Annotated in this window: 15 protein-coding genes and 1 pseudogene; 8 read left to right on the plus strand and 8 right to left on the minus strand. The window is 71.8% G+C overall.

The features are described 5' to 3' along the window. Nucleotides 1–87: 87 nt before the first annotated feature. Together ACFWRV_RS25910 and ACFWRV_RS25915 are read right to left on the minus strand one after the other, a co-directional pair. Nucleotides 88–1,344 (minus strand): outer membrane lipoprotein carrier protein LolA, encoded by a 1,257-nt coding sequence (locus ACFWRV_RS25910; protein ID WP_384338136.1) that lies wholly within the window; start codon nt 1,342–1,344, stop codon nt 88–90. 205 nt (nt 1,345–1,549) lie between these two features. Then, the gene (locus tag ACFWRV_RS25915) at nt 1,550–2,560 is read right to left on the minus strand and encodes a polyprenyl synthetase family protein (protein ID WP_384338137.1); all 1,011 of its coding nucleotides are present in this window, start codon (nt 2,558–2,560) and stop codon (nt 1,550–1,552) included. Nucleotides 2,561–2,719: 159 nt separating this feature from the next. Here ACFWRV_RS25915 and ACFWRV_RS25920 point away from each other — a divergent pair, with 159 nt between their 5' ends. The 6 genes from ACFWRV_RS25920 (at nt 2,720) to ACFWRV_RS25945 (ending at nt 9,412) form a co-directional block, all read left to right on the plus strand. Next, on the plus strand, nt 2,720–4,219 hold the full coding sequence (locus ACFWRV_RS25920) for a peptide MFS transporter (protein WP_384338138.1): 1,500 nt from the start codon (nt 2,720–2,722) through the stop codon (nt 4,217–4,219). Nucleotides 4,220–4,260: 41 nt separating this feature from the next. Then, nucleotides 4,261–6,255, plus strand: coding sequence for a CocE/NonD family hydrolase (locus ACFWRV_RS25925; protein ID WP_384338139.1), 1,995 nt, complete (start codon nt 4,261–4,263; stop codon nt 6,253–6,255). Between the two features lie 159 nt (nt 6,256–6,414). Further along, nucleotides 6,415–7,644: a fumarylacetoacetase gene (gene fahA / locus ACFWRV_RS25930; RefSeq protein ID WP_384338140.1), complete on the plus strand. Its 1,230-nt coding sequence runs from the start codon at nt 6,415–6,417 to the stop codon at nt 7,642–7,644. Then, complete coding sequence (locus ACFWRV_RS25935; RefSeq protein WP_384338141.1) at nt 7,641–8,354, plus strand: GPP34 family phosphoprotein; 714 nt, start codon at nt 7,641–7,643, stop codon at nt 8,352–8,354. The genes fahA and ACFWRV_RS25935 overlap by 4 nt, the downstream gene beginning before the upstream one ends. A gap of 207 nt (nt 8,355–8,561) precedes the next feature. Continuing rightward, nucleotides 8,562–9,149 carry a DUF3618 domain-containing protein gene (locus ACFWRV_RS25940; protein WP_384338142.1) on the plus strand — a complete coding sequence of 196 codons (588 nt, stop codon included), beginning with the start codon at nt 8,562–8,564 and terminating at the stop codon, nt 9,147–9,149. Next, complete coding sequence (locus tag ACFWRV_RS25945) at nt 9,146–9,412, plus strand: DUF4235 domain-containing protein (protein WP_384338143.1); 267 nt, start codon at nt 9,146–9,148, stop codon at nt 9,410–9,412. The genes ACFWRV_RS25940 and ACFWRV_RS25945 overlap by 4 nt, the downstream gene beginning before the upstream one ends. Nucleotides 9,413–9,467: 55 nt before the next feature. Here the strand turns inward: ACFWRV_RS25945 and ACFWRV_RS25950 are convergent, their stop codons facing one another. Continuing rightward, nucleotides 9,468–10,160 (minus strand): response regulator, encoded by a 693-nt coding sequence (locus ACFWRV_RS25950; protein ID WP_384338144.1) that lies wholly within the window; start codon nt 10,158–10,160, stop codon nt 9,468–9,470. Further along, nucleotides 10,147–11,412 (minus strand): sensor histidine kinase, encoded by a 1,266-nt coding sequence (locus ACFWRV_RS25955; RefSeq protein ID WP_384338145.1) that lies wholly within the window; start codon nt 11,410–11,412, stop codon nt 10,147–10,149. Before ACFWRV_RS25955 ends, ACFWRV_RS25950 begins: the two co-directional genes overlap by 14 nt. A gap of 191 nt (nt 11,413–11,603) precedes the next feature. Between ACFWRV_RS25955 and ACFWRV_RS25960 the strand changes: the two are divergent. After that, nucleotides 11,604–13,063, plus strand: a pseudogene (locus ACFWRV_RS25960) (alpha/beta hydrolase). Between the two features lie 107 nt (nt 13,064–13,170). Further along, nucleotides 13,171–13,779: a Uma2 family endonuclease gene (locus tag ACFWRV_RS25965; RefSeq protein WP_384338146.1), complete on the plus strand. Its 609-nt coding sequence runs from the start codon at nt 13,171–13,173 to the stop codon at nt 13,777–13,779. Nucleotides 13,780–13,805: 26 nt separating this feature from the next. Here the strand turns inward: ACFWRV_RS25965 and recQ are convergent, their stop codons facing one another. The 4 genes from recQ to nuoL all read right to left on the minus strand — a co-directional run bounded on the left by recQ (nt 13,806) and on the right by nuoL (nt 21,181). After that, the gene (gene recQ, locus ACFWRV_RS25970; protein ID WP_384338147.1) at nt 13,806–15,881 is read right to left on the minus strand and encodes a DNA helicase RecQ; all 2,076 of its coding nucleotides are present in this window, start codon (nt 15,879–15,881) and stop codon (nt 13,806–13,808) included. Between the two features lie 167 nt (nt 15,882–16,048). Further along, on the minus strand, nt 16,049–17,713 hold the full coding sequence (gene nuoN, locus ACFWRV_RS25975) for an NADH-quinone oxidoreductase subunit NuoN (protein WP_384338148.1): 1,665 nt from the start codon (nt 17,711–17,713) through the stop codon (nt 16,049–16,051). Beyond that, nucleotides 17,710–19,281: an NADH-quinone oxidoreductase subunit M gene (locus ACFWRV_RS25980; protein WP_384338149.1), complete on the minus strand. Its 1,572-nt coding sequence runs from the start codon at nt 19,279–19,281 to the stop codon at nt 17,710–17,712. Before ACFWRV_RS25980 ends, nuoN begins: the two co-directional genes overlap by 4 nt. A gap of 4 nt (nt 19,282–19,285) precedes the next feature. Beyond that, the gene (nuoL, locus tag ACFWRV_RS25985; protein WP_384338150.1) at nt 19,286–21,181 is read right to left on the minus strand and encodes an NADH-quinone oxidoreductase subunit L; all 1,896 of its coding nucleotides are present in this window, start codon (nt 21,179–21,181) and stop codon (nt 19,286–19,288) included. Nucleotides 21,182–21,188 lie beyond the last annotated feature (7 nt).

A 21,188-nucleotide genomic window follows, 5' to 3' on the forward strand; every position in this document is an offset into this window, starting at 1 on the left:
CGGGGCCCCCCCCCGCCCGCCCGGGGGGCGCCGGGGGCGGGCGGGCACGGCCGGGTGACCCGATGCCCAGGCGTCCCTGGGAAGGTTCTACTTCGCCGCGGCGTCGGCGGCACGCACCAGCGCGTCCTTCGTCACCGCTCCGACGTACACCGAGCCGTCGTCCGTCAGCAGGGCGTTGACCAGGCGCGTCTGGAAGACCGTGCCCGAGCCGAACTTCCCGGTGACCTTGTCGCCGAGCGCGTCGAGGAAGCCCTGCGCCTCGGCCGGGACGTCGCCCGAGCCGGCCTCGGGCAGACCCTTGCCGCCGGGGGACTTGATCTCGGCGATCGAGGTCCAGCCCTCGCCGATGACGTTGAGGCCCTCCTTGCCCGCGAAGCCGTCCAGCTCGGCCAGCTGCCCGGGCAGCGCCTGCTGCGCCGCGCCGTGCTCGTCCTTGCCGGTCTCCACCTCGTCGGCCTCGGTCACCTCGGCGCCCTTGGGCGGCGTGAAGGCGAACGTGGACGCGGCGGGCTTGGAGAAGTCGACCTTGGTGAACCCGGCGTCGACCACGGCCTTGCCGCCGCTCGCCGCGGACAGGGTGAACTTCAGCGGCACGCCGTTCTCGGCGTCCACGGCGATCCGGACCGAGCCGATCGTCGAACCGGACTGCTTCGGCTTGATCAGCAGCTGGTACGCGTCCCGCCCGGCGACCTGCGCCGTGCCGTCCACGGTGACCGAGGTGGTGTCGCCGACCGCCGCGAGCGCCTGCTCGGCGAAGTCCTTCGGGGTGGCCGGAGCGCCCTCGGGAGCCTTCGGGTCCTTCTCCGCGCGCCCGTCGCCGTCCCGGCCCTCGGGAGCCTCGGCGTGGTAGACCTCGTCGGACTCGCTGTCGTACGCCCAGACCTCGCCCTGGTTGTGGATGACGCTGTACTCGGACGCGTCCCCGAGAACGGAGAGCTTCTGCCGCTCCGGGCCGTCGGCGGCCACCCGCAGCGTGTGCGTGCCGGACGTCAGCTCCATGAGCTTGTCCTGCGGGGCGGCCGCGCCGCCGTCCTTGTCCCCGCCCTCGCCGCCCGGTACGAACGAGCCCGCGAGGCCGTCGAGGGGCAGGCCCAGGTCGGTGCTGATCTTGAACGTGCCGGAGAGCTGCTCCTCGTCGGAAGCGGCGATCCTCTCGATGAGTTCCTGTGCGCTGATCTTCGGCAGGTCCGGGTCGCCGGAGCTCGCGAGCGCCGGGACGAGCCCGATGGTCGCGGCCGCCACCCCCGCGACCGCGACGGGGACGATGTAGCGCGCCGCCTTCCGGCGGCCCACGACAGTGCTCGTGGCCTCGCCGGTGGTCTCTGCGCTGTCGTTCGGTGCCATGGTGTGCCCTACCTCCGTGGTCGGCGGCTTCCGTTGTTAACCATCTGACCAAATCGGGCGGTTCGAAGCGTCAGCCCGGGGAATCAACTCCGCCTACTGCTCCGGTATGACAACCGGAAGGGGCGTGTACGCCAACCAGTAGGGGTATCGCCCCATCCGGGTGACGCACCGTCACCGCCCCCGCACACCGGGGGCCTCCCGGACCTCAGCCCGCGCGGTGCACCACCGCGTCGCACAGCTCCTCCAGGGCGGCCTTCGCGTATCCCTCGGGCAGCGGCGCCAGCGTGGCGCGCGCGGCCTGGGCGTAGCGCACGGTGTCCTGGCGGGCCTGCTCCAGCGCCGGGTGGGCGCGCAGCCGGCGCAGCACCTCGGCCAGCGCGTCGTCGCTGCTCAGGTCACCGTCGAGCAGGCCGACGAGCTCCAGGTCGTCGGGCTTGCCGTCGGCCGCCGCCTGGGCGCGCAGCCGCAGGACCGGGAGCGTCGGGATGCCCTCGCGCAGGTCGGTGCCGGGGGTCTTGCCGGACTCGTGGGAGTCGGAGGCGATGTCGAGGACGTCGTCGGCGAGCTGGAAGGCGATGCCGAGCCGTTCCCCGTACTGGGTGAGGACGTCCACGGTCCGCTCGTCCGCACCGGACATCATCGCGCCGAACCGGCCGGAGACGGCGACCAGCGAGCCGGTCTTGCCGCTGAGGACGTCCAGGTAGTGGTCGACCGGGTCGCGGCCGTCGCGCGGGCCCGCGGTCTCCAGGATCTGGCCGGTGACGAGCCGCTCGAAGGCCTCCGCCTGGATGCGGACGGCCTCGGGGCCGAGGTCGGCCAGGATGTGGGAGGCGCGGGCGAAGAGGAAGTCGCCGGTCAGGACGGCCACCGAGTTGCCCCAGCGGGTGTTGGCGCTGGGCACCCCGCGCCGCACGTCGGCCTCGTCCATCACGTCGTCGTGGTACAGCGTGGCCAGATGGGTCAGCTCGACGACGACGGCCGAGGGGATGACTCCCGGCGCGTCGGGATCGCCGAACTGTGACGCGAGCATGACCAGCAAGGGACGGAACCGCTTGCCCCCCGCGCGCACCAGATGCTGGGCGGCGTCCGTGATGAAGGGGACGTCGCTCTTGGTGGCTTCGAGCAGCCCCGCCTCGACAGCGGCCAGGCCCGACTGGACATCGGCCTCAAGAGCCTGGTCCCGCACGTGCAGTCCGAACGGCCCGACGACGGTCACGGGGACATCTCCTGTCTGCTGACGATCACACGCAATGTCGATGTGTCGCTGTCTCTCCTAGCAACTTCAGCGTATCCGGTCCGCTATGGATCACCGTGGGCGGCTTCCCATCACCGCCGGTATGTTCGGGATCAGCTCATACGATCAGGAGTCTCTGTTTTGTCCCACAGCACAGCCGGCACCGAGCCGGCCAAGCCCCCGCCCGCGGACGACCACGCCTTCTTCGGGCACCCACGGGGCCTGATGACCCTGTCCGGCCTGGAGGTCTGGGAGCGGTTCTCGTTCCTGGGCATGCAGGCCATCCTGGTGCTGTTCTTCGCCGACACGGTGGCGAACGGCGGCATGGACATGGACCCCGGCACCGCCGCCTCCGTCTCCGCCGCGTACGGGACGCTCGTCTACCTGGTCTCCGTGGCCGGCGGCTGGCTGGCCGACCGGATCCTGGGCTCGTACCGCGCCGTGCTGTACGGCGGCATCCTCATCGCCTGCGGCCACTACTCCATGGCCGTCCCCACCGACGCCATGACCTGGGTGGGCCTCGGCCTGATCAGCGCCGGAACGGGCCTGCTCAAGCCCAATGTGGCCTCCATGGTCGGCAAGCTCTACCGCACCGACGACGAGCGGCGCGACGCCGGCTTCGCCCTCTACTACATGGGCATCAACATCGGCGCGTTCGCCGGCCCGCTGATCACCGGCTGGCTCGGCGAGCACTGGAGCTGGCACTGGGGGTTCTCGGCCGCCGCGATCGGCATGACCTTCGGCCTGATCCAGTACGTCGTGGGCCGCCGTCACCTGGCCGGGCGTAAGCACGCCGCCGAATTCGCGCTGGCCCCGGACGCGATGCGCCGCGCGGTCCGGCTGATCATCGGCGGGGCCGTCGTGGTCGCCGTCCTCGCGACCGTCCTGGCGCTGGTGGGCTGGCTGACCATCGACCGGTTCGTGGACGTGCTCACGGTGATCTCGATCATCGCCCCGGTCACCTACTTCGTGGTGATGTTCAAGAGCCCCCGGGTCACCGCCGAGGAACGCGGCAGGCTGCGCCCGTACGTCGTGCTCTTCCTGGGCTCAGTCGTCTTCAACTTCATCCTGTTCCAGGCGTACTCGACGATGATCCTGCTCGCCTCGACCAACGCCCGCACCGAGATCCTCGGCTTCACCTTCCCGGCCAGCTGGTACGCCTCCGCGCTCGGCGCCTTCGAGGTCGCGCTCGCCCCGGTGGTGGCCGCCACCTGGGTCAGGATGGGCAAGCGCCAGCCGCACGCCTCCAACAAGATCGCCTTCGGCGTGATCCTCGGCGGGCTCTCCTTCCTGCTGATGGTCCTGCCGACGTCCGGGCACGCGGACGACACCTACAAGATGGCCGCCTGGTGGATCGTCGGCTCCTATCTGCTGCTCGGACTCGGCGACGTCCTGCTGGAGACCTCCGGCCTCTCCGCCAGCAGCAAGCTCGCCCCGAAGGCCTTCGCCAGCCAGACCATGGCCCTGTGGTTCCTCTCGCTGGCCGTCGCCAACGGCATCCAGGCCCAGATCGTGAAGCTCTACGGCGAGGTCTCCAACCCGGCCTACTTCGGAGTCAACGGGGCCATCGCCGTGGCGGCCGGTGTGGCGATGATCCTCGCCGCGCCGTGGCTGAAGCGCACGATGCACCCCGTCCACTGACCCGTACGCCTGAAGCACCCCGTCCCCCACCGAGGTGGCCCATGAACATCACGACCGACTTCCCGTACGAGACCACCCGCGAGGACGTGCGCATCCCGCTGCCCGACGGCACCCGGCTCTACGCCCGGATCTGGCGGCCGCTGACCGACGAACCGGTCCCGGCCCTGCTGGAGTACCTGCCCTACCGGCTCGGCGACTGGACCGCGCCGCGCGACTGGCAGCGCCACCCCTGGTACGCGGGCCACGGCTACGCCTCCGTACGCGTCGACGTCCGGGGCCACGGCAACAGCGAGGGGCTGCCCGGCGACGAGTACGACGCGCAGGAGCTGGAGGACGGGGTCGCCGTCATCCACTGGCTGGCCCAGCAGGAGTGGTGCTCCGGCCGGGTCGGGATGTTCGGCATCTCCTGGGGCGGCTTCAACTCGCTCCAGATCGCCGCGCTCGCCCCCGAGCCGCTGAAGGCGATCGTCACCGTCTGCTCGGCCGACGACCGCTACGACAACGACGTGCACTACATGGGCGGCTCGGTCCTCGCCGTGGACATGCACGCCTGGGCCGCCACCATGCTCGCCTTCGTCTGCCGCCCGCCGGACCCGGCACAGGTCGGCGACGACTGGAAGGAGATGTGGCTGAAGCGGCTGGAGGCCGTCGACCCGTTCATCCACACCTGGCTGGCCCACCAGAGCCGCGACGCCTACTGGCAGCACGGCAGCGTCTGCGAGGACTACGGCGCGATCAAGGCGAACGTCCTCGCGGTCGGCGGCTGGCACGACCCGTACCGGGACACCGTCCTGCGGCTGGTGGAGCACCTGGACCCCGGGCAGGTGCGGGGGATCATCGGGCCGTGGTCCCACCAGTACCCGGACCGGGGGCTGCCGCCGGGGCCCGCGATCGGCTTCCTCCAGGAGACGCTGCGCTGGTGGGACCAGCACCTCAAGGGCAAGGAGACGGGCGTGATGCGGGAGCCGCTGCTGCGGTCCTGGATCAGCGGCTCGCACCCGCCCGCCACGGTGTACGAGACGCTGCCCGGCCGCTGGGTCGGGGACGCGAGCTGGCCCTCGGAGAACGTCTCCCCGGTGGCGTACGCCCTCCAGGGCGGCGAGCGGATCGTCGCCTCGCCGCAGCAGACCGGCCTGGACGCGGGCCGCTTCTTCCCGTTCGGCAACGACGCGGACCTGCCGCCGGACCAGCGGGACGAGGACGCGAAGTCGGTGTCGTTCGAATTCCCCGTCGAGGAGGCGCCGATCGAGATCCTCGGCCGCCCCCGGGTGAAGCTCCGCGTCCGGATGGACGCAACCCGCGGCCAGGCCATCGCCCGGCTCTGCGACGTCGCGCCCGACGGCTCCTCCACCCTGGTCACCCGGGGCGTCCTCAACCTCGCCGCCCGGCACGGCCGCGACCGCACCGACGACTGGACGCCCGGCGAGAGCGAGGACGTCGTCTTCGACCTCAACGGCATCGGGCACACCTTCCCCCGCGGCCACCGCATCCGGCTCGCCGTCTCCTCCTCCTACTGGCCCTGGATCTGGCCGCAGGCCGGCTCGGCGGGGTTCACCCTGGACGCCGACGGGAGCTTCGTCGAGCTGCCGGTGCGCCGCCACACCGAGGACCCGGCGATCACCTTCGGCGAACCGGAGCAGTCCGAACCGCTCGGCGTGGTCTACCCGGTCACCCTGGAGGAGCCGCGCCCGGAACGCCTCGTCGTGCGCGATGTCGCCAAGGGCGAATGGCGCCTGGAGGTCGACCCCCGCTACGGCGGTACGCGGGTCTACCCCGACGGCCTCGAATTCACCGAGGACGCCCTGGAGACGTACACGATCCAGCAGGACGACCCGCTCTCCGCACGGACCCGCTCCGACTGGCGGATCCGGCTGCACCGCCCGGAGGCCGCCTGGGACGTGGAGATCGAGACCCGCTCCGAGATCGCCGCCGACGAGAACGACTTCATCACCTCCAACGAGGTGGTCTGCAAGGACGGCGACGAGGTCGTCTTCCACCGCACCTGGGAGAAGCGCATCCCGCGCACGGCGGGCTGAGCGGCGCGCGTGTTTCCCGTCGGGTCCCCCGGGTTTCCGGGGGACCCGGTGAACTTTCCGGGCAATACACACAGTTGGGGATAGTCGGGGCACTGCCGCTGGGTAGGAGCCCCGACGTAACGTGTCCTCCACGCGACCTGGAAAGCGAGGCAGCACCACATGCCCGAGCAGAGCAGCCCGCTCGATCTGGCCGAGGGCGACCCCTTCGGCCCGCACAACCTTCCGTACGGTGTGTTCTCCACCCCCGACCACCCCGACGTCCGCCGGGTCGGCGTCCGCATCGGCAACCACGTCCTGGACGCCGGGGCCGCCGCCCACGCGCTGGGCTCCCCGTATGCGGGGCTGCTGGCCAGGCCGAGCCTGACCCCCCTGCTCGCGGCGGGCCGCACCGCCTGGCGTGACGTGCGCCGCGCGCTCACCGCCTGGCTCACCGTCCCCGCCCACCGTGCGGACATCGAGCCGCTGCTGCACCCGGTGGACACGGTGACCCTGCACCTGCCGTACGAGGTCGCGGACTACGTCGACTTCTACGCCAGCGAGCACCACGCCACCAACGTCGGCCGGATCTTCCGGCCGGACGGCGACGCGCTCACCCCCAACTGGAAGCACCTGCCGATCGGTTACCACGGCCGCTCCGGCACCGTCGTGGTCTCCGGCACGGACGTGGTCCGCCCCAGCGGCCAGCGCAAGGCCCCCACCGACCCGGCGCCCGTCTTCGGGCCCTCGGTGAAGCTCGACATCGAGGCGGAGGTCGGCTTCGTCGTCGGCGTCCCCTCCGCCCACGGCGCCCCGGTGCCGCTGGCCGACTTCCGCGAGCACGTCTTCGGGCTCTCGCTCCTCAACGACTGGTCCGCGCGCGACCTCCAGGCCTGGGAGTACGTGCCGCTCGGCCCGTTCCTCGGCAAGTCCTTCGCCACCTCCGTATCGGCGTGGGTCACCCCGCTGGAGGCCCTGGACGCAGCCCGCACCGCCCCGCCCGCCCGGGACTTCCCGCTGCTGCCCTACCTCGACGACGCCGAGGACGAGGAGCCGGGCGGCTTCGACATCCGGATCACCGTGGAGATCAACGGCCAGGTCGTCGCCGAGCCGCCGTTCGCCTCGATGTACTGGACGGCGGCCCAGCAGCTCGCGCACATGACGGTGAACGGCGCGTCGCTGCGCACCGGCGACCTGTACGGCTCCGGCACGGTCAGCGGCCCCGAGCCCGCCCAGCGCGGCTCGCTCCTGGAGCTCACCTGGAACGGCCGCGACGCGCTCGAACTCCCCGAGGGCAAGCGGACGTTCCTGGAGGACGGCGACACGGTCACTCTGACCGCCTGGGCACCAGGACCGCACGGCACCCGCGTCGGCCTCGGCGACGTCACCGGAAGGATCGTCACCGCGCCATGACGCACGACGCCCCCACGCTGACGCTGCCCGAGGAACTGCTCCTGCTGGCGCTGGACCCGCACCGCGGCAAGCCGCTCTGCGACCGCGCGTACCTGCGATACGGCACGGCGGGCGCGGTCCTCGCCGAGCTGGAGCTCCAGGGCCGGATACGCGAGGAGCGCGGCCGGGTCCAGGTGGTCAACCCCCTGGACCCGGCCCACCCGCTGCTCGCCTCGCTGCTGACCACACTCGACCCGCCGTCCAAGAAGAAGCGCTTCCGGCCGGGGACCAGCGCCAAGAGCTGGATCCGGCTGTACGGCCGGAACGTCGAGGAAAGCCACCTGGACCACCTGGTGGAACGCGGCGTGCTGCGCCGCGAGACCCGCCGCTTCCTCGGCGTACTCCCCTACCAGCGGCACTTCCCGGGCGACCCCGACCTGACCGGCGCGACCCTGTGGCGCTTCGGCCAGGCCGAGGCCCGGGGCTTCCCCGACCAGCGCAGCCGCGCCCTGGCCGGCCTCGTCTCGGCGACCGGCCTCGGCGGCACCCTCACCACCGCCGGCCGCACGGGCCGCTCCGCAATGAAGACCCTGCGCCGCGCCCAGTGGTTCGCCTCGGCGGTCCACCACAACGTCCGCCAGAACCAGTCCAGCGGCAGCGGGGGCGGCGACGGCGGCGGCGGCGGTTGGAGCGACGGCGGCGGGGGCGGCTGCGGGGGCGGCGGGGACTGAGAGGACATCCGGTGCGGGCACTCCGGCGACGGCGGCGCCTTCGCACGGTCGCCGGGGGCTGCGCGGCGAACCCCGTGGCCGCGGGGCCCTCTCGCGGAACCCGGAACCGGTCCGCAAGGAAATCCGGCCGGGACGTTCGGAGATGACGCAGAAGGGCAAGCGCTTCGGTAAGGCCGATCCGGCGGAGGTCAACGAGAGGGCTCACCGATGAACGACGAGTCGAAGAACACCATGGGTACGCCCACCCCCGAGGAACTGCGCGAGCAGGTCGAGCAGGCGCGCGACGGACTCGGCCGGAACGTCGAAGCATGGGCGGGCAAGGCCCACGTCAAGGCGCAGGCGAAGGACAAGACCGCGGCGGCGAAGGAACAGGCCGGAAAGAAGGCGGCGGCGGCGAAGGAGCAGGCCGCCGAGAAGACCGCCGAGCTGAAGGAACAGGCCGCCGAGAAGACGGCCGAACTCAAGGAACAGGCCGCGGAGAAGACGGCCGAGCTGAAGGAGCAGGCCGCATCGGCCACCGCCCAGATCCGCGAGAAGACAGGGCAGGCCGCACAGGCGGTGAAGGACAGGACTCCGGACTCCGTGCAGGAGAAGACGGCACAGGCCGCCACCCAGGTGCGCGAGAGCGCGGCCCGGGCGGGGCAGTTCGCGACGGACCGTACCCCCGACCCGCTGCTGGAGAAGGCGGACCGGGCCGCGAAGGCCGCCCGCGCCAACCGCACCCCGCTCCTCGCGGGCGGCGCACTCCTGATCGCCTTCCTGCTGGTACGCCGCGGCCGGGGACGCGACAAGTGAAGGCGTCGAAGCTCGCCTACAAGCCGGTGGGGTTCGCCCTCGGCGCGGTCAGCGGCATGATCGCGAGCGCCGTGTTCAAGCAGACGTGGAAGATCGTCGAAGGCGAGGGCGACGCCCCCGACGCCCTCGACGAGGACCGCCCGTGGCGGCAGATCCTCCTCGCCGCCGCCGTACAGGGCGCGATCTTCGCCGTGGTCAAGGCCACCGTCGAACGCTCGGGCGCCCAGGCGACCCGGCGCGTCACGGGCACCTGGCCGGCGTGACCCGCGGCGGTGCCGGCCCCCGGTAGACCGGCCGACACGGCCGCGGGTCCCTGGCTCAGCGCCCCGGACCCGGGCCTTCGGCGTCCCGGACCAGCAAGGCGATCCGCACCCGGTTGTCCACCTCCAGCTTGCTGAACAGGCTGCTCGTGTGGGCCTTGACGGTGGCGACGGTGATGCCCAGCAGCTCGGCGATCTCCCGGTTGCCCAGCCCGTCCGCGATGGCCCGCGCGGTGTCGCGTTCGCGCGGAGTCAGGGCGGACAGCCGCTTCCGGGCGGCTTCGCGGACGGCCCCGGCGACCACCGGGCCGCCGGCCGCGGTGGCCGCCGCGATGAGCCGCGTCGTGGCCCCCGGCGACAGGGCGGGTTCGCCGTTCGCGACCGTCCGTACCGCGTCGATGATCCGGTCGGGCGGGGTGTGCTTGAGGACGAAGCCGAGGGCTCCCGCGCGCAGCGCGTCGAGGACCAGCGCTTCGGAGTCGAAGGCGGTCAGGACGATGACCCGCGGCGGCCGGTCCAGCGCCAGCAGCTCCCGGGTCCAGCTCACGCCGTCCCGCCCGGGCATCCGTACGTCCATCAGCACGACGTCCGGCGTCGTCTCCCGTACGACGGCGAGGGCCTCCTCCCCGTCGGCCGCCTCGGCCACCACGGTGAGGTCGCTCTCGCCGTCGACGACCAGACGCACCGCCATCCGGATCAGCTGTTCGTCGTCGACCACGACCACCCGCACCGGCGGCTTACCGGACTCCACTCCCAGCCCTCCGCTCGGGCTCGTCGCCGGGCCGCGGCGGCCGGGCGGGCTCGTCCGGCCCGGCCCGTCGCTCGGCCTCGGCCGGCCAGGGCAGCCGGGCGGTCAGGACGAACCCGCCGTCGGGCGCCGGGTGGTGGCCGACGGTCCCGCCGACGGCCCGGACCCGCTCGGCGAGACCCGGCAGGCCGTACCCGGAGGCCGGCGGCGGGGCGACCGTACGGGCGGCCGGACCGTTGCGGACGGCGACGCCGAGCGCGCCGCCCGGCTCCCCGTCCAGGGTGATCCGGACCGGGGCGCCGGGGGCGTGCTTGGCGGCGTTGGTCAGCGCTTCCCGGACGACGCGGTAGCCGACGTCGCCCACCGCGTCCGGGGGTTCGCCGGCCGCGTCGACGGTGAGCACCACGTCCATGCCGGAGGCGCGTGCGTCGTCCACCAGGGCCGGGACGCGGCCGAAGGAGGGGCCCGGCGGCTCGGGGCGGTCCGGCTCTTCGGCCCGGAGGACGCCGAGCACGTCGCGCAGATCCTCCAGGGCCCGGTACGAACCGTCCGCGATGCCCCGCACCAGCACCCCGCGCTCCTCGTCCGCCAGGTCGGCGCGGCGGTCCAGCGCGCCGGCCTGCAGGGCGACCAGGGAGATCCGGTGGGCGAGGCTGTCGTGCATCTCGCGGGCGATCCGGTTGCGCTCCAGCACCCGGGCCCGGTCCGCCAGGGCGGCCTGTTCGCGTTCCGCGCTCCGGGCCCGCTCCCGGAGCGACAGGACCTCGGCGCGACGGGCTCCCACGGCCCATCCCGTGGTGACGGCGACCCCCGCCGTCAGCAGCTGCAGGACGAGTTGAATCCAGGGGGAGCCGGGCGGCCGCTCCACGGGGTACAGCCCGGTGGTGAACAGCGGCGCGACGACGAACGCGGCCGCCACCATCGCGATCTCGGCCGGACGCCGGCGGGTCGCCAGGGAGCCGATCGCCAGCAGCGCCGCCCCGGACGCCAGGGCGGAGGCGGCCGACGCGACGGCGACGGCGAGCGCCACGGGGGCGGGGAACCGCCGCCGCCAGGCCAACGCCGTCAGGCAGCCGAGGGCGATCAGCGGGTCGCCGGTGACGTACCAGGAGCAGGAGTCCGCCGCACATCCGCGCGGCAGCATCGAGCCGGTGAGCAGCCAGAGCAGCACCCCCACCACGGCGGCCGCCCCGAGCCGCACCACCTGCTGCCAGGGCGGCAGGGGCCTCCGGGGTGGCACGGCGTCCGTCTCCATCGGTTCATTATCGCGACGCCGCCCGGCCGGGACGTACGACCTGGGAAGGGGAACGCCTTCGACTCCGGTCGAAGGTCCGGGTCCGCGCACTCGCCTCCGGTGCCGGGCACGACGGCCCGAGCGGGCGATGCGCGGACGACCGCGCGGTCGGAAGACTGGGGCCTTCTCACGGACGACGAGGAGGACTTCGTATGCGCCGGAAACCCCTGGCACTGGCTCTCGCCGCCACCGCCGTCGTCGCGACCTGGGTCGTCCCGGCCTCGGGCGCGACACCGGACTCGGCGGCCACCGCGCCGGCACCGCTGAAGTGGGGGCCCTGTCCGGGGACGAACCCTCCGAAACAGCTCCAGTGCGGCACGCTGAAGGTTCCGCTGGACTACCGCGACCCCGGAGGCCGCCGGATCGAGATCGCGGTCTCCCGGCTGCCGAGCCAGAAGCCCACGCAGCGCCGCGGTGCGCTGCTCACCAACCCGGGCGGCCCCGGAGGCTCCGGCCTGGGCTACCCGTTGGCCCTGGGGGCGACGCTGCCCCGAGAGGTGCTGGACACCTACGACATCATCGGGATGGACCCGCGCGGTGTGGGCCGCAGCACCCCGGTGACCTGCGACCTGACGCCGGCCCAGCTGAGGCGCGGCGCGTACCCCAGGTACGCCCACAACCCGGGCGACGTGGTGCGCGAGGCGCGGTACGCGCGCACCCTCGCCCAGCAGTGCGCCGCGTCGGACACCGCGTGGATGCTGCCGCACACCACGACGGCGAACACCGCGCGGGACATGGACCGCGTCCGGGCCGCGATCGGCGAGCCCAGGATCTCCTATCTCGGCGCCTCGTACGGCACCCAGCTCGGCGCTGCCTACGCGCAACTCTTCCCGGGGCGCGGCGACCGGATCGTGCTCGACAGCGCCCTCGGCCCGCACGGCTACGACGTCACCGCGTTCCGGCTGCTGGCCCGCGGCATGGAGGACCGGTTCCCCGACTTCGCGGCGTTCGCGTCCGCGCACCCCGAATACGGTCTGGGCACCACCCCGGCCGCGGTGGAGGCCACCTACACCGCCCTCGCCCGCCGCCTGGACGCCGAGCCGCAGGGGAACATCACCGGAACCCTGTTCCGCGGGCTGACCCTGGAACTGCTCTACTCGGACGCGCAGCTTCCGGAGCTGGCGAAGATGTGGCAGACCCTGAAGGCCGGGAAGCCCTACCCCTTCGAGCCGACACCGGACCAGGAGAACTCCGCCGCCTCCCGCCTCCATGTCCTGTGCGCGGACTCCCGGTGGCCCCGCCACCAGCTCGGCTACCAACTGAACGTCCTGGCCGACCGCGCGCGGTACCCGAAGCTCGGCGGCTCCACGGCGAACATCACCCCCTGCGCGTCCTGGCCGTCCGAGCACCGCGAGCCGCCGGTGCGCATCGGCGACCGGGGACCGTCGAACATCCTGCTGGTCCAGAACGAACGCGACCCGGGAACCCCGTTGGTGGGAGCCCTGAAGCTCCGGCAGGCACTGGGCCAACGGGCCAGGATGGTCACCGCCGACCAAGGCGGCCACGGCGTCTACCCCTTCGGCGCCAACACCTGCGCCACCGAGGCGACCACCACGTTCCTCACCACGGGGAAGCGCGCCCGGCACGCGACCTGAACTGCGCGGCCGACTAGGCGGTGTCATCGCCGGTCGGGGGCGTTCCCACGTTCGGGTCAGCCGGATCCGGTTTCCGGCGGATACGCTGGTCGGGCCCGCGAGACTCCTCCCCATGGGAGCAATGATGAGCATCGAACCCGAGGCCTCCGAGCCGCGGTGGGCGGTCCCGCCCGAGGGCGGCTGGACCGCCGATGACCTGGACACACTCCCGAATCTGCCTCCGCACACGGAGCTGATCGACGGGAGCCTCGTTTTCGTCAGTCCGCAGACCCTTTTCCATTCGCGAGCCGTCAGCTTCTTCGCATGGCAGCTGCAGTCCTTGGCACCGCCCGAGCTGGAGGTCGTGCGGGAGTTCACCATCGACATCGACCGCTACAACCGGCCCGAGCCCGATGTGATCGTCATCGACGGCGATGTCGTCGATGACCCGAACCAGACCCGGTTCCCCGCCGAGGCTGTCCGACTGGCCGTCGAGGTCGTCTCGCCGGAGTCCCGGTCCCGCGACCGGGAGACCAAGCCCGTGAAATATGCCCGTGCGGCCATCCCGCACTACTGGCGGGTGGAGAACCACGACGGGCGTGCCGTGGTGTACGTCTTCGAGCGGGAGCCCGCCACCGGCGCGTACACCTCGACCGGGATCTTCCACGACCGGATGAAGGTGTCGGTGCCCTTCGCCGTGGACCTGGACTTGGCGGCGATCACGGCCCGCCGCCGGGCGGCGGACCCGGAGTAGGTCTCCCCCGCCGCCCGGCCCGCGTCTCACTCGTACTCGGGCGGTTCCTCGTCCCAGGCGAACTCGGGGTCGCTGTGCTGCGGGGCCGCAGCGGCCGGGGTCTGCTCACGGGCCGGGGCCCGGCGCGGGGCGGGGGCGGAGGCAGAGGCCGGGCGGGACGCGGGGGCGAAGGCTCCGCGGGCAGCCGGGGCAGATGCTTCCGTTGGCGCCGGTGCCGCGCCCGCCGGTGCCTGCTCCAGGACCTCCAGCACGCCCTCCCCGTACGTCGCGAGCTTCTTCTCGCCGAGGCCGCTGATGCCCCCCAGCTCCCCGATCGTCGTCGGGTGGACGGTCGCGATCTCCCGCAGCGTCGCGTCGTGGAAGATCACGTACGCCGGGACGCCCTGCTCCTTCGCCGTCGCGCCGCGCCAGGCGCGCAGCGCCTCGAAGACCGGGACGGCGGACTCGGGGAGGTCGGCGGCGGCCGCCTTGCCCTTGGCGCCCCTGCCGACGCCCGCCGAGGACGACGAGCGGGACGTCGGCTTCTTCGGCTCCTTGCGGAGCAGCACCTCCCGCTCCCGGCCGAGCACCGTCGGGCTCTCGTCGGTCAGGACCAGCGTGCCGTACTCCCCCTCGACCGCGAGCAGGCCTTGGGCCAGCAGCTGGCGGACCACACCGCGCCACTCCGCCTCGGCCAGCTCCTCGCCGATGCCGAAGACGGAGAGCTGGTCGTGGTCGAACTGGATGACCTTGGCGGTCTTGCGGCCGAGCAGGATGTCGATGATCTGGCCCGCGCCGAACTTCTGGTTCCGCTCGCGCTTCAGTCGCACCACCGTGGAGAGCAGCTTCTGCGAGACGACCGTGCCGTCCCAGGTCTCCGGCGGGGTGAGGCAGGTGTCGCAGTTGCCGCACGCGGCGGCGGTGGGCTCCTGGCCGAAGTAGGTGAGGAGCTGGGCCCGGCGGCACTGGACCGTCTCGCAGAGCGCCAGCATCGAGTCCAGGTGGGCTGCGGCCCGTCGGCGGTGGGCCTCGTCGCCGTCACCGCCCTGGATGAGCTTGCGCTGCTGGACGACGTCCTGGAGTCCGTACGCCATCCAGGCCGTGGACGGCTCCCCGTCACGGCCCGCGCGGCCCGTCTCCTGGTAGTAGCCCTCGACGGACTTGGGGAGGTCGACGTGGGCGACGAAGCGGACGTCCGGCTTGTCGATGCCCATGCCGAACGCGATCGTCGCGACGACGACGAGCCCTTCTTCCCGGAGGAACCGCGCCTGGTGGGCGGCGCGCGTCCCGGCGTCCAGGCCCGCGTGGTACGGAACGGCCTCCACGCCGTTGCCGCTCAGATACTCCGCGATCTTCTCGGTGGAGTTGCGCGAGAGGCAGTAGACGATGCCCGCGTCCCCGGCGTGCTCCTCCTTGAGGAAGGAGAGGAGCTGCTTCTTCGGCTCGGACTTCGGCACGATCCGGTACTGGATGTTCGGCCGGTCGAAGCTCGCGACGAAGTGCTTCGCGTCCGGCATGCCGAGCCGGCGGGTGATCTCCTCGTGCGTGGCGTTCGTCGCGGTCGCCGTCAGGGCGATGCGCGGCACGTCCGGCCAGCGCTCGCCGAGCACGGACAGCGCCAGATAGTCGGGGCGGAAGTCGTGGCCCCACTGGGCGACGCAGTGCGCCTCGTCGATCGCGAAGACGGAGACCTCGCCCCGGGCCAGCAGGGAGAGGGTGGAGTCCAGCCGCAGCCGCTCGGGGGCCAGGTAGAGGATGTCCAGCTCGCCCGCGAGGAACTGCGCCTCCATCGAGCGGCGCTCGTCGAAGTCCTGCGTGGAGTTCATGAAGCCGGCCCGGACGCCGAGCGCCCGCAGGGCGTCGACCTGGTCCTGCATGAGGGCGATCAGCGGGGAGACGACGACGCCGGTGCCCCGCCGGACCAGGGACGGGATCTGGTAGCAGAGGGACTTTCCGCCGCCGGTGGGCATGAGCACGACGGCGTCGCCGCCGGCGACCACATGCTCGATGATCGCGCCCTGCTCGCCGCGGAACGACTCGTACCCGAAGACGCGGTGCAGTGTGCGCCGCGCCTCGCTCTCGCCTGCCGCGCCGGTGTCGGTCACCGTCCCGGTCTCATCCATGCTCACGCCCCATGCTCTGTTCCCCCCGAGGGTCCGCACGCCCGGACCCGTCCGTCCTGCTCTCGTCCCCGTCCACGATAGGCGGAGCCGACGACAACGCCGGACGGTCTGTGGATAACCGGCCGTCCGGCGTTGTCGTCGCTCATACTGCGGGGCTTCCGCGCGGGCTACCGCACGAAGACCCCCGCCTGGCTCGCCAGGTCCAGGAAGTACTGCGGGGCCAGGCCCAGCACCAGGGTGACGGCGACGCCGACCGCGATCGTCGTCATGGTCAGCGGGGACGGGACGGCGACGGTGGGGCCGTCCGCCTTCGGCTCGCTGAAGAACATCAGGACGATCACGCGGATGTAGAAGAACGCCGCGACGGCCGAGGAGAGCACACCGACGACCACCAGTGCGCCCGCGCCGCCCTCGGCCGCCGCCTTGAACACCGCGAACTTCCCGGAGAACCCGGAGGTCAGCGGGATGCCCGCGAAGGCCAGCAGGAACACCGCGAAGACCGCCGCGACGAGCGGCGAGCGACGGCCGAGCCCGGCCCACTTCGACAGGTGGGTGGCCTCGCCGCCCGCGTCCCGCACCAGCGTGACGACGGCGAACGCGCCGACCGTCACGAAGGAGTAGGCCAGCAGGTAGAAGAGGACCGAGGAGATGCCCTCCGGGCTGGCCGCGATGACGCCCGCGAGGATGAAGCCCGCGTGCGCGATCGAGGAGTAGGCCAGCAGCCGCTTGATGTCGGTCTGGGTGATCGCGACGATCGCGCCGCCCAGCATCGTGATGATCGCCACCGCCCACATGACCGGCCGCAGGTCCCAGGTGAGGCCCGGCAGCGCCACGTACAGCAGGCGCAGCATCGCGCCGAACGCGGCGACCTTCGTGGCGGCGGCCATGAAGCCGGTCACCGGGGTCGGGGCGCCCTGATAGACGTCCGGGGTCCACATGTGGAACGGGATCGCGCCGACCTTGAAGAGCAGACCGACCAGGATCATCGCGCCGCCGACGAGCAGCAGCGCGTCGTTGCCCATGGTGTCGGCGAGGGCCGGATCGATCTCCAGGACCGAGCCGTCGACGACGTTGGCGATGTCGGCGTACGCGAGGGAGCCCGCGTAGCCGTAGAGGAGCGCGATCCCGAAGAGGAAGAACGCCGAGGAGAACGCGCCGAGCAGGAAGTACTTCACGGCCGCTTCCTGGGACAGCAGCCGCTTGCGGCGGGCCACGGCGCACAGGAGGTAGAGCGGGAGGGAGAAGACCTCCAGCGCGATGAACAGGGTCAGCAGGTCGTTGGCGGCCGGGAAGACCAGCAGCCCCGCCACCGAGAAGAGGAGCAGCGGGAAGACCTCGGTGGTGGTGAACCCGGCCCGCACGGCGGCCTTCTCGCCCTCGCCGCCCGGTACGGCTCCGGCCTGGGCGGCGAAGGAGTCGACCCGGTTGCCGTGGGCGGTGGGGTCCAGCCGCCGCTCGGCGAACGTGAACACCGCCACCATGGCGACCAGGAGAATGGTGCCCTGGAGGAACAGGGTGGGGCCGTCGATCGCGATGGCGCCCTCGGCCGCGATCATGGCCTTCGTGGTGCCGTATCCGCCGGCCGCGAGGCCGACGATCGCGGCGAACGAGGCGGCGGCCGCCACCACGGTCAGGAAGAGCTGGGTGTGGTAGCGGGCCCGGCGCGGCACGAAGGCCTCCACCAGGACGCCCAGCACCGCGGCGACCAGGATGATCAGGACCGGCATCAGCTGGGTGTACTCAATCTTCGGCATGGTGAACGAGTCGCCCGGTGCCGCCGATGTCACCCCGCTCGCCGTCGTCCACAGGCTGTGGACAGCTGTTGCGCTCACTTGGCGGCCTCCACCTCGGGCTGGGGGTCCTTCTTCTGTACGTCGGACATGGTGTGCTCCACCGCCGGGTTGACGACCTCGGTGAGCGGCTTCGGGAAGACGCCCAGGAAGATCAGCACGGCGATCAGCGGAAGCGCGACCGCCAGCTCACGGGCCCTGAGGTCCGGCATGGAGCGGACCGATTCCCGCACCGGGCCGGTCATCGTGCGCTGGTAGAGGACCAGGACGTAGAGCGCGGCGAGCACGATGCCGGAGGTGGCGATGACACCGGCCACCGGATACGCGCTGAACGTGCCGACCAGGACCAGGAACTCACTGACGAACGGGGCGAGTCCGGGCAGCGACAGGGTGGCGAGCCCGCCGATGAGGAACGTCCCGGCCAGCACCGGGGCGACCTTCTGCACCCCGCCGTAGTCCGCAATGAGCCGCGAGCCGCGCCGGGTGATGAGGAAGCCGGCGACCAGCAGCAGCGCGGCCGTCGAGATGCCGTGGTTGACCATGTAGAGCGTGGCGCCCGACTGGCCCTGGCTGGTCATCGCGAAGATGCCCAGGATGATGAAGCCGAAGTGCGAGATCGAGGCGTAGGCGATGAGCCGCTTGATGTCGCGCTGGCCGACCGCGAGGAGCGCCCCGTACACGATGGAGACCAGCGCCAGGGTGATGACCACCGGAGTCGCCCACTTGCTGGCCTCCGGGAAGAGCCCGAGGCAGAAGCGGAGCATCGCGAAGGTGCCGACCTTGTCGACGATCGCGGTGATCAGCACGGCGACCGGGGCGGTCGCCTCGCCCATCGCGTTGGGCAGCCAGGTGTGCAGCGGCCACAGCGGGGCCTTGATCGCGAAGGCGAGGAAGAACCCGAGGAACAGCCACCGCTCGGTGCTGGTCGCCATCTCCAGGGAGCCGTTGGCGCGGGCCTCGGCGATCTCGGAGAGCGAGAAGCTGCCCGCGACCACGTACAGGCCGATGACCGCGGCCAGCATGATCAGACCGCCGGCCAGGTTGTAGAGAAGGAACTTGACCGCGGCGTAGGAACGCTGGGCCGCGGCGTTCTCGTCGGTGCCCGCGTGGGCCCGGTCGCCGAAGCCGCCGATGAGGAAGTACATCGGGATGAGCATGGCTTCGAACAGGATGTAGAAGAGGAAGACGTCGGTCGCGACGAACGACAGGATCACCATGGCCTCGACCATGAGGATCAGGGCGAAGAAGCCCTGCGTCGGGCGCCAGCGCGAGGACTTCGTCTCCAGGGGGTCGGCGTCGTGCCAGCCGGCGACGATGACGAACGGGATCAGCAGTGCGGTGAGGCCGAGGAGCGCCACCCCGATGCCGTCCACGCCCAGTTCGTAGCGGACGCCGAAGTCGGCGATCCAGGCCCGGGACTCGGTGAGCTGATAGCGGTCGCCGCCCGGTTCGAAGCGGAGGAAGACGACCGCTGCCAGGACGAGCGTGCCGAGCGAGAAGAGCAGCGCGAGCCATTTGGCCGCGGTGCGCCGCGCGGCGGGGACGGCCGCGGTGGCGATCGCGCCGATCGCCGGGAGCGCCGCCGTCGCGGTCAGGAGGGGAAAGGACATGTGATCAGACCGCCCTCATCAGCAGGGTCGCGGCGATGACGACCGCCGTACCGCCGAACATCGAGACCGCGTAGGTGCGGGCGTAGCCGTTCTGGAGCTTGCGCAGCCGGCCGGAGAGCCCGCCGACCGATGCGGCCGTGCCGTTGACGACGCCGTCGACCAGGGAGTGGTCCACGTAGACCAGCGAGCGGGTGAGGTGCTCGCCGCCGCGGACCAGGACCACGTGGTTGAAGTCGTCCTGGAGGAGATCGCGACGGGCGGCCCGGGTGAGGACCGAGCCGCGCGGGGCGACGACGGGCACGGGCTTGCGCCCGTACATCGCCCAGGCGATGCCGACGCCGATGACCAGCGCCACCACCGTGGCTCCGGTGACCGTGGCCGCGCTCAGCGGGGAGTGCCCGTGGTCGTAACCGGTGACCGGCTCCAGCCAGTTGACGAACCGGTCGCCGATCGCGAAGAACCCGCCGGCGAAGACCGAACCGAAGGCCAGCACGATCATCGGGATCGTCATCGACTTCGGGGACTCGTGCGGGTGCGGCTCGTGGCCTTCCGCGTCCGGCTGCCAGCGCTTCTCGCCGAAGAAGGTCATCAGCATCACGCGCGTCATGTAGAACGCGGTGATCGCGGCGCCCAGCAGGGCCACGGAGCCGAGGATCCAGCCCTCGGCGCCGCCCTTGGCGAAGGCCGCCTCGATGATCTTGTCCTTGGAGAAGAAGCCGGAGAGGCCGGGGAAGCCGATGATGGCCAGATAACCGAGGCCGAAGGTGACGAAGGTGACCGGCATGTACGTCCGCAGGCCGCCGTACTTGCGCATGTCGACCTCGTCGTTCATGCCGTGCATGACGGAGCCCGCGCCGAGGAAGAGCCCGGCCTTGAAGAAGCCGTGCGTCACCAGGTGCATGATCGCGAAGATGTAGCCGATGGGGCCGAGGCCCGCGGCCAGGATCATGTAGCCGATCTGGGACATCGTGGAGCCCGCGAGGGCCTTCTTGATGTCGTCCTTCGCACAACCGACGATCGCACCGAAGACCAGCGTGACCGCGCCGACGATGACGACGACCAGCTGGGCGTCCGGGGCGGCGTTGAAGATCGCGCCGGAGCGGACGATGAGATAGACACCGGCGGTGACCATGGTCGCGGCGTGGATGAGAGCCGAAACCGGGGTCGGGCCCTCCATCGCGTCACCGAGCCAGGACTGCAGCGGCACCTGGGCCGACTTGCCGCAGGCGGCCAGCAGCAGCATCAGCCCGATGGCCGTCAGCTTGCCCTGGCTCGTCTCGTCCGCCGACTCCAGCACCGGCCCGAAGGCGAAGGTGCCGAAGGTGGTGAACATCAGCATGATCGCGATCGACAGGCCCATGTCGCCGACCCGGTTGACCAGGAAGGCCTTCTTCGCGGCGGTGGCCGCGGTGGGCTTGTGCTGCCAGAAGCCGATCAGCAGGAACGACGCCAGACCGACGCCCTCCCACCCGACGTACAGCAGCAGGTAGTTGTCGGCGATGACCAGGATGAGCATCGCCGCGAGGAACAGGTTGAGATAGCCGAAGAAGCGGCGCCTGCGCTCGTCGTGCTCCATGTAGCCGATGGAGTAGATGTGGATCAGCGTGCCCACACCGGTGATCAGCAGGACGAACGTCATCGACAACTGGTCGAGCTGGAAGGCGATGTCGGCCTGGAAGCCCTCGACCGGAATCCAGCTGAACAGGTGCTGGTGCAGGGCCCGGTCCTCGGCGCCCTTCCCCAGCATGTCGGTGAACAGGATCAGTCCGACGACGAACGAGGCGCCGGCGAGCGCGGTGCCGAGCCAGTGGCCCGTCTTGTCCAGCCGGCGTCCGCCGCAGAGCAGGACCGCCGCTCCGAGCAGGGGCGCCGCGACGAGCAGCGCAATCAGGTTCTCCACGTTTCCG

Source organism: Streptomyces sp. NPDC058576, assembly GCF_042718715.1.
Taxonomy (GTDB): domain Bacteria; phylum Actinomycetota; class Actinomycetes; order Streptomycetales; family Streptomycetaceae; genus Streptomyces.

What these genes read in the sequence shown, in the direction of transcription:
- ACFWRV_RS25910 (WP_384338136.1), bottom strand. Translation starts at nt 1,344, where the DNA reads ATGGCACCGAACGACAGCGCAGAGACCACCGGCGAGGCCACGAGCACT.
- ACFWRV_RS25925 (WP_384338139.1), top strand. Translation starts at nt 4,261, where the DNA reads ATGAACATCACGACCGACTTCCCGTACGAGACCACCCGCGAGGACGTG.
- fahA (WP_384338140.1), top strand. Translation starts at nt 6,415, where the DNA reads ATGCCCGAGCAGAGCAGCCCGCTCGATCTGGCCGAGGGCGACCCCTTC.
- ACFWRV_RS25935 (WP_384338141.1), top strand. Translation starts at nt 7,641, where the DNA reads ATGACGCACGACGCCCCCACGCTGACGCTGCCCGAGGAACTGCTCCTG.
- ACFWRV_RS25940 (WP_384338142.1), top strand. Translation starts at nt 8,562, where the DNA reads ATGAACGACGAGTCGAAGAACACCATGGGTACGCCCACCCCCGAGGAA.
- ACFWRV_RS25955 (WP_384338145.1), bottom strand. Translation starts at nt 11,412, where the DNA reads ATGGAGACGGACGCCGTGCCACCCCGGAGGCCCCTGCCGCCCTGGCAG.
- ACFWRV_RS25965 (WP_384338146.1), top strand. Translation starts at nt 13,171, where the DNA reads ATGAGCATCGAACCCGAGGCCTCCGAGCCGCGGTGGGCGGTCCCGCCC.
- recQ (WP_384338147.1), bottom strand. Translation starts at nt 15,881, where the DNA reads ATGGATGAGACCGGGACGGTGACCGACACCGGCGCGGCAGGCGAGAGC.
- ACFWRV_RS25980 (WP_384338149.1), bottom strand. Translation starts at nt 19,281, where the DNA reads ATGTCCTTTCCCCTCCTGACCGCGACGGCGGCGCTCCCGGCGATCGGC.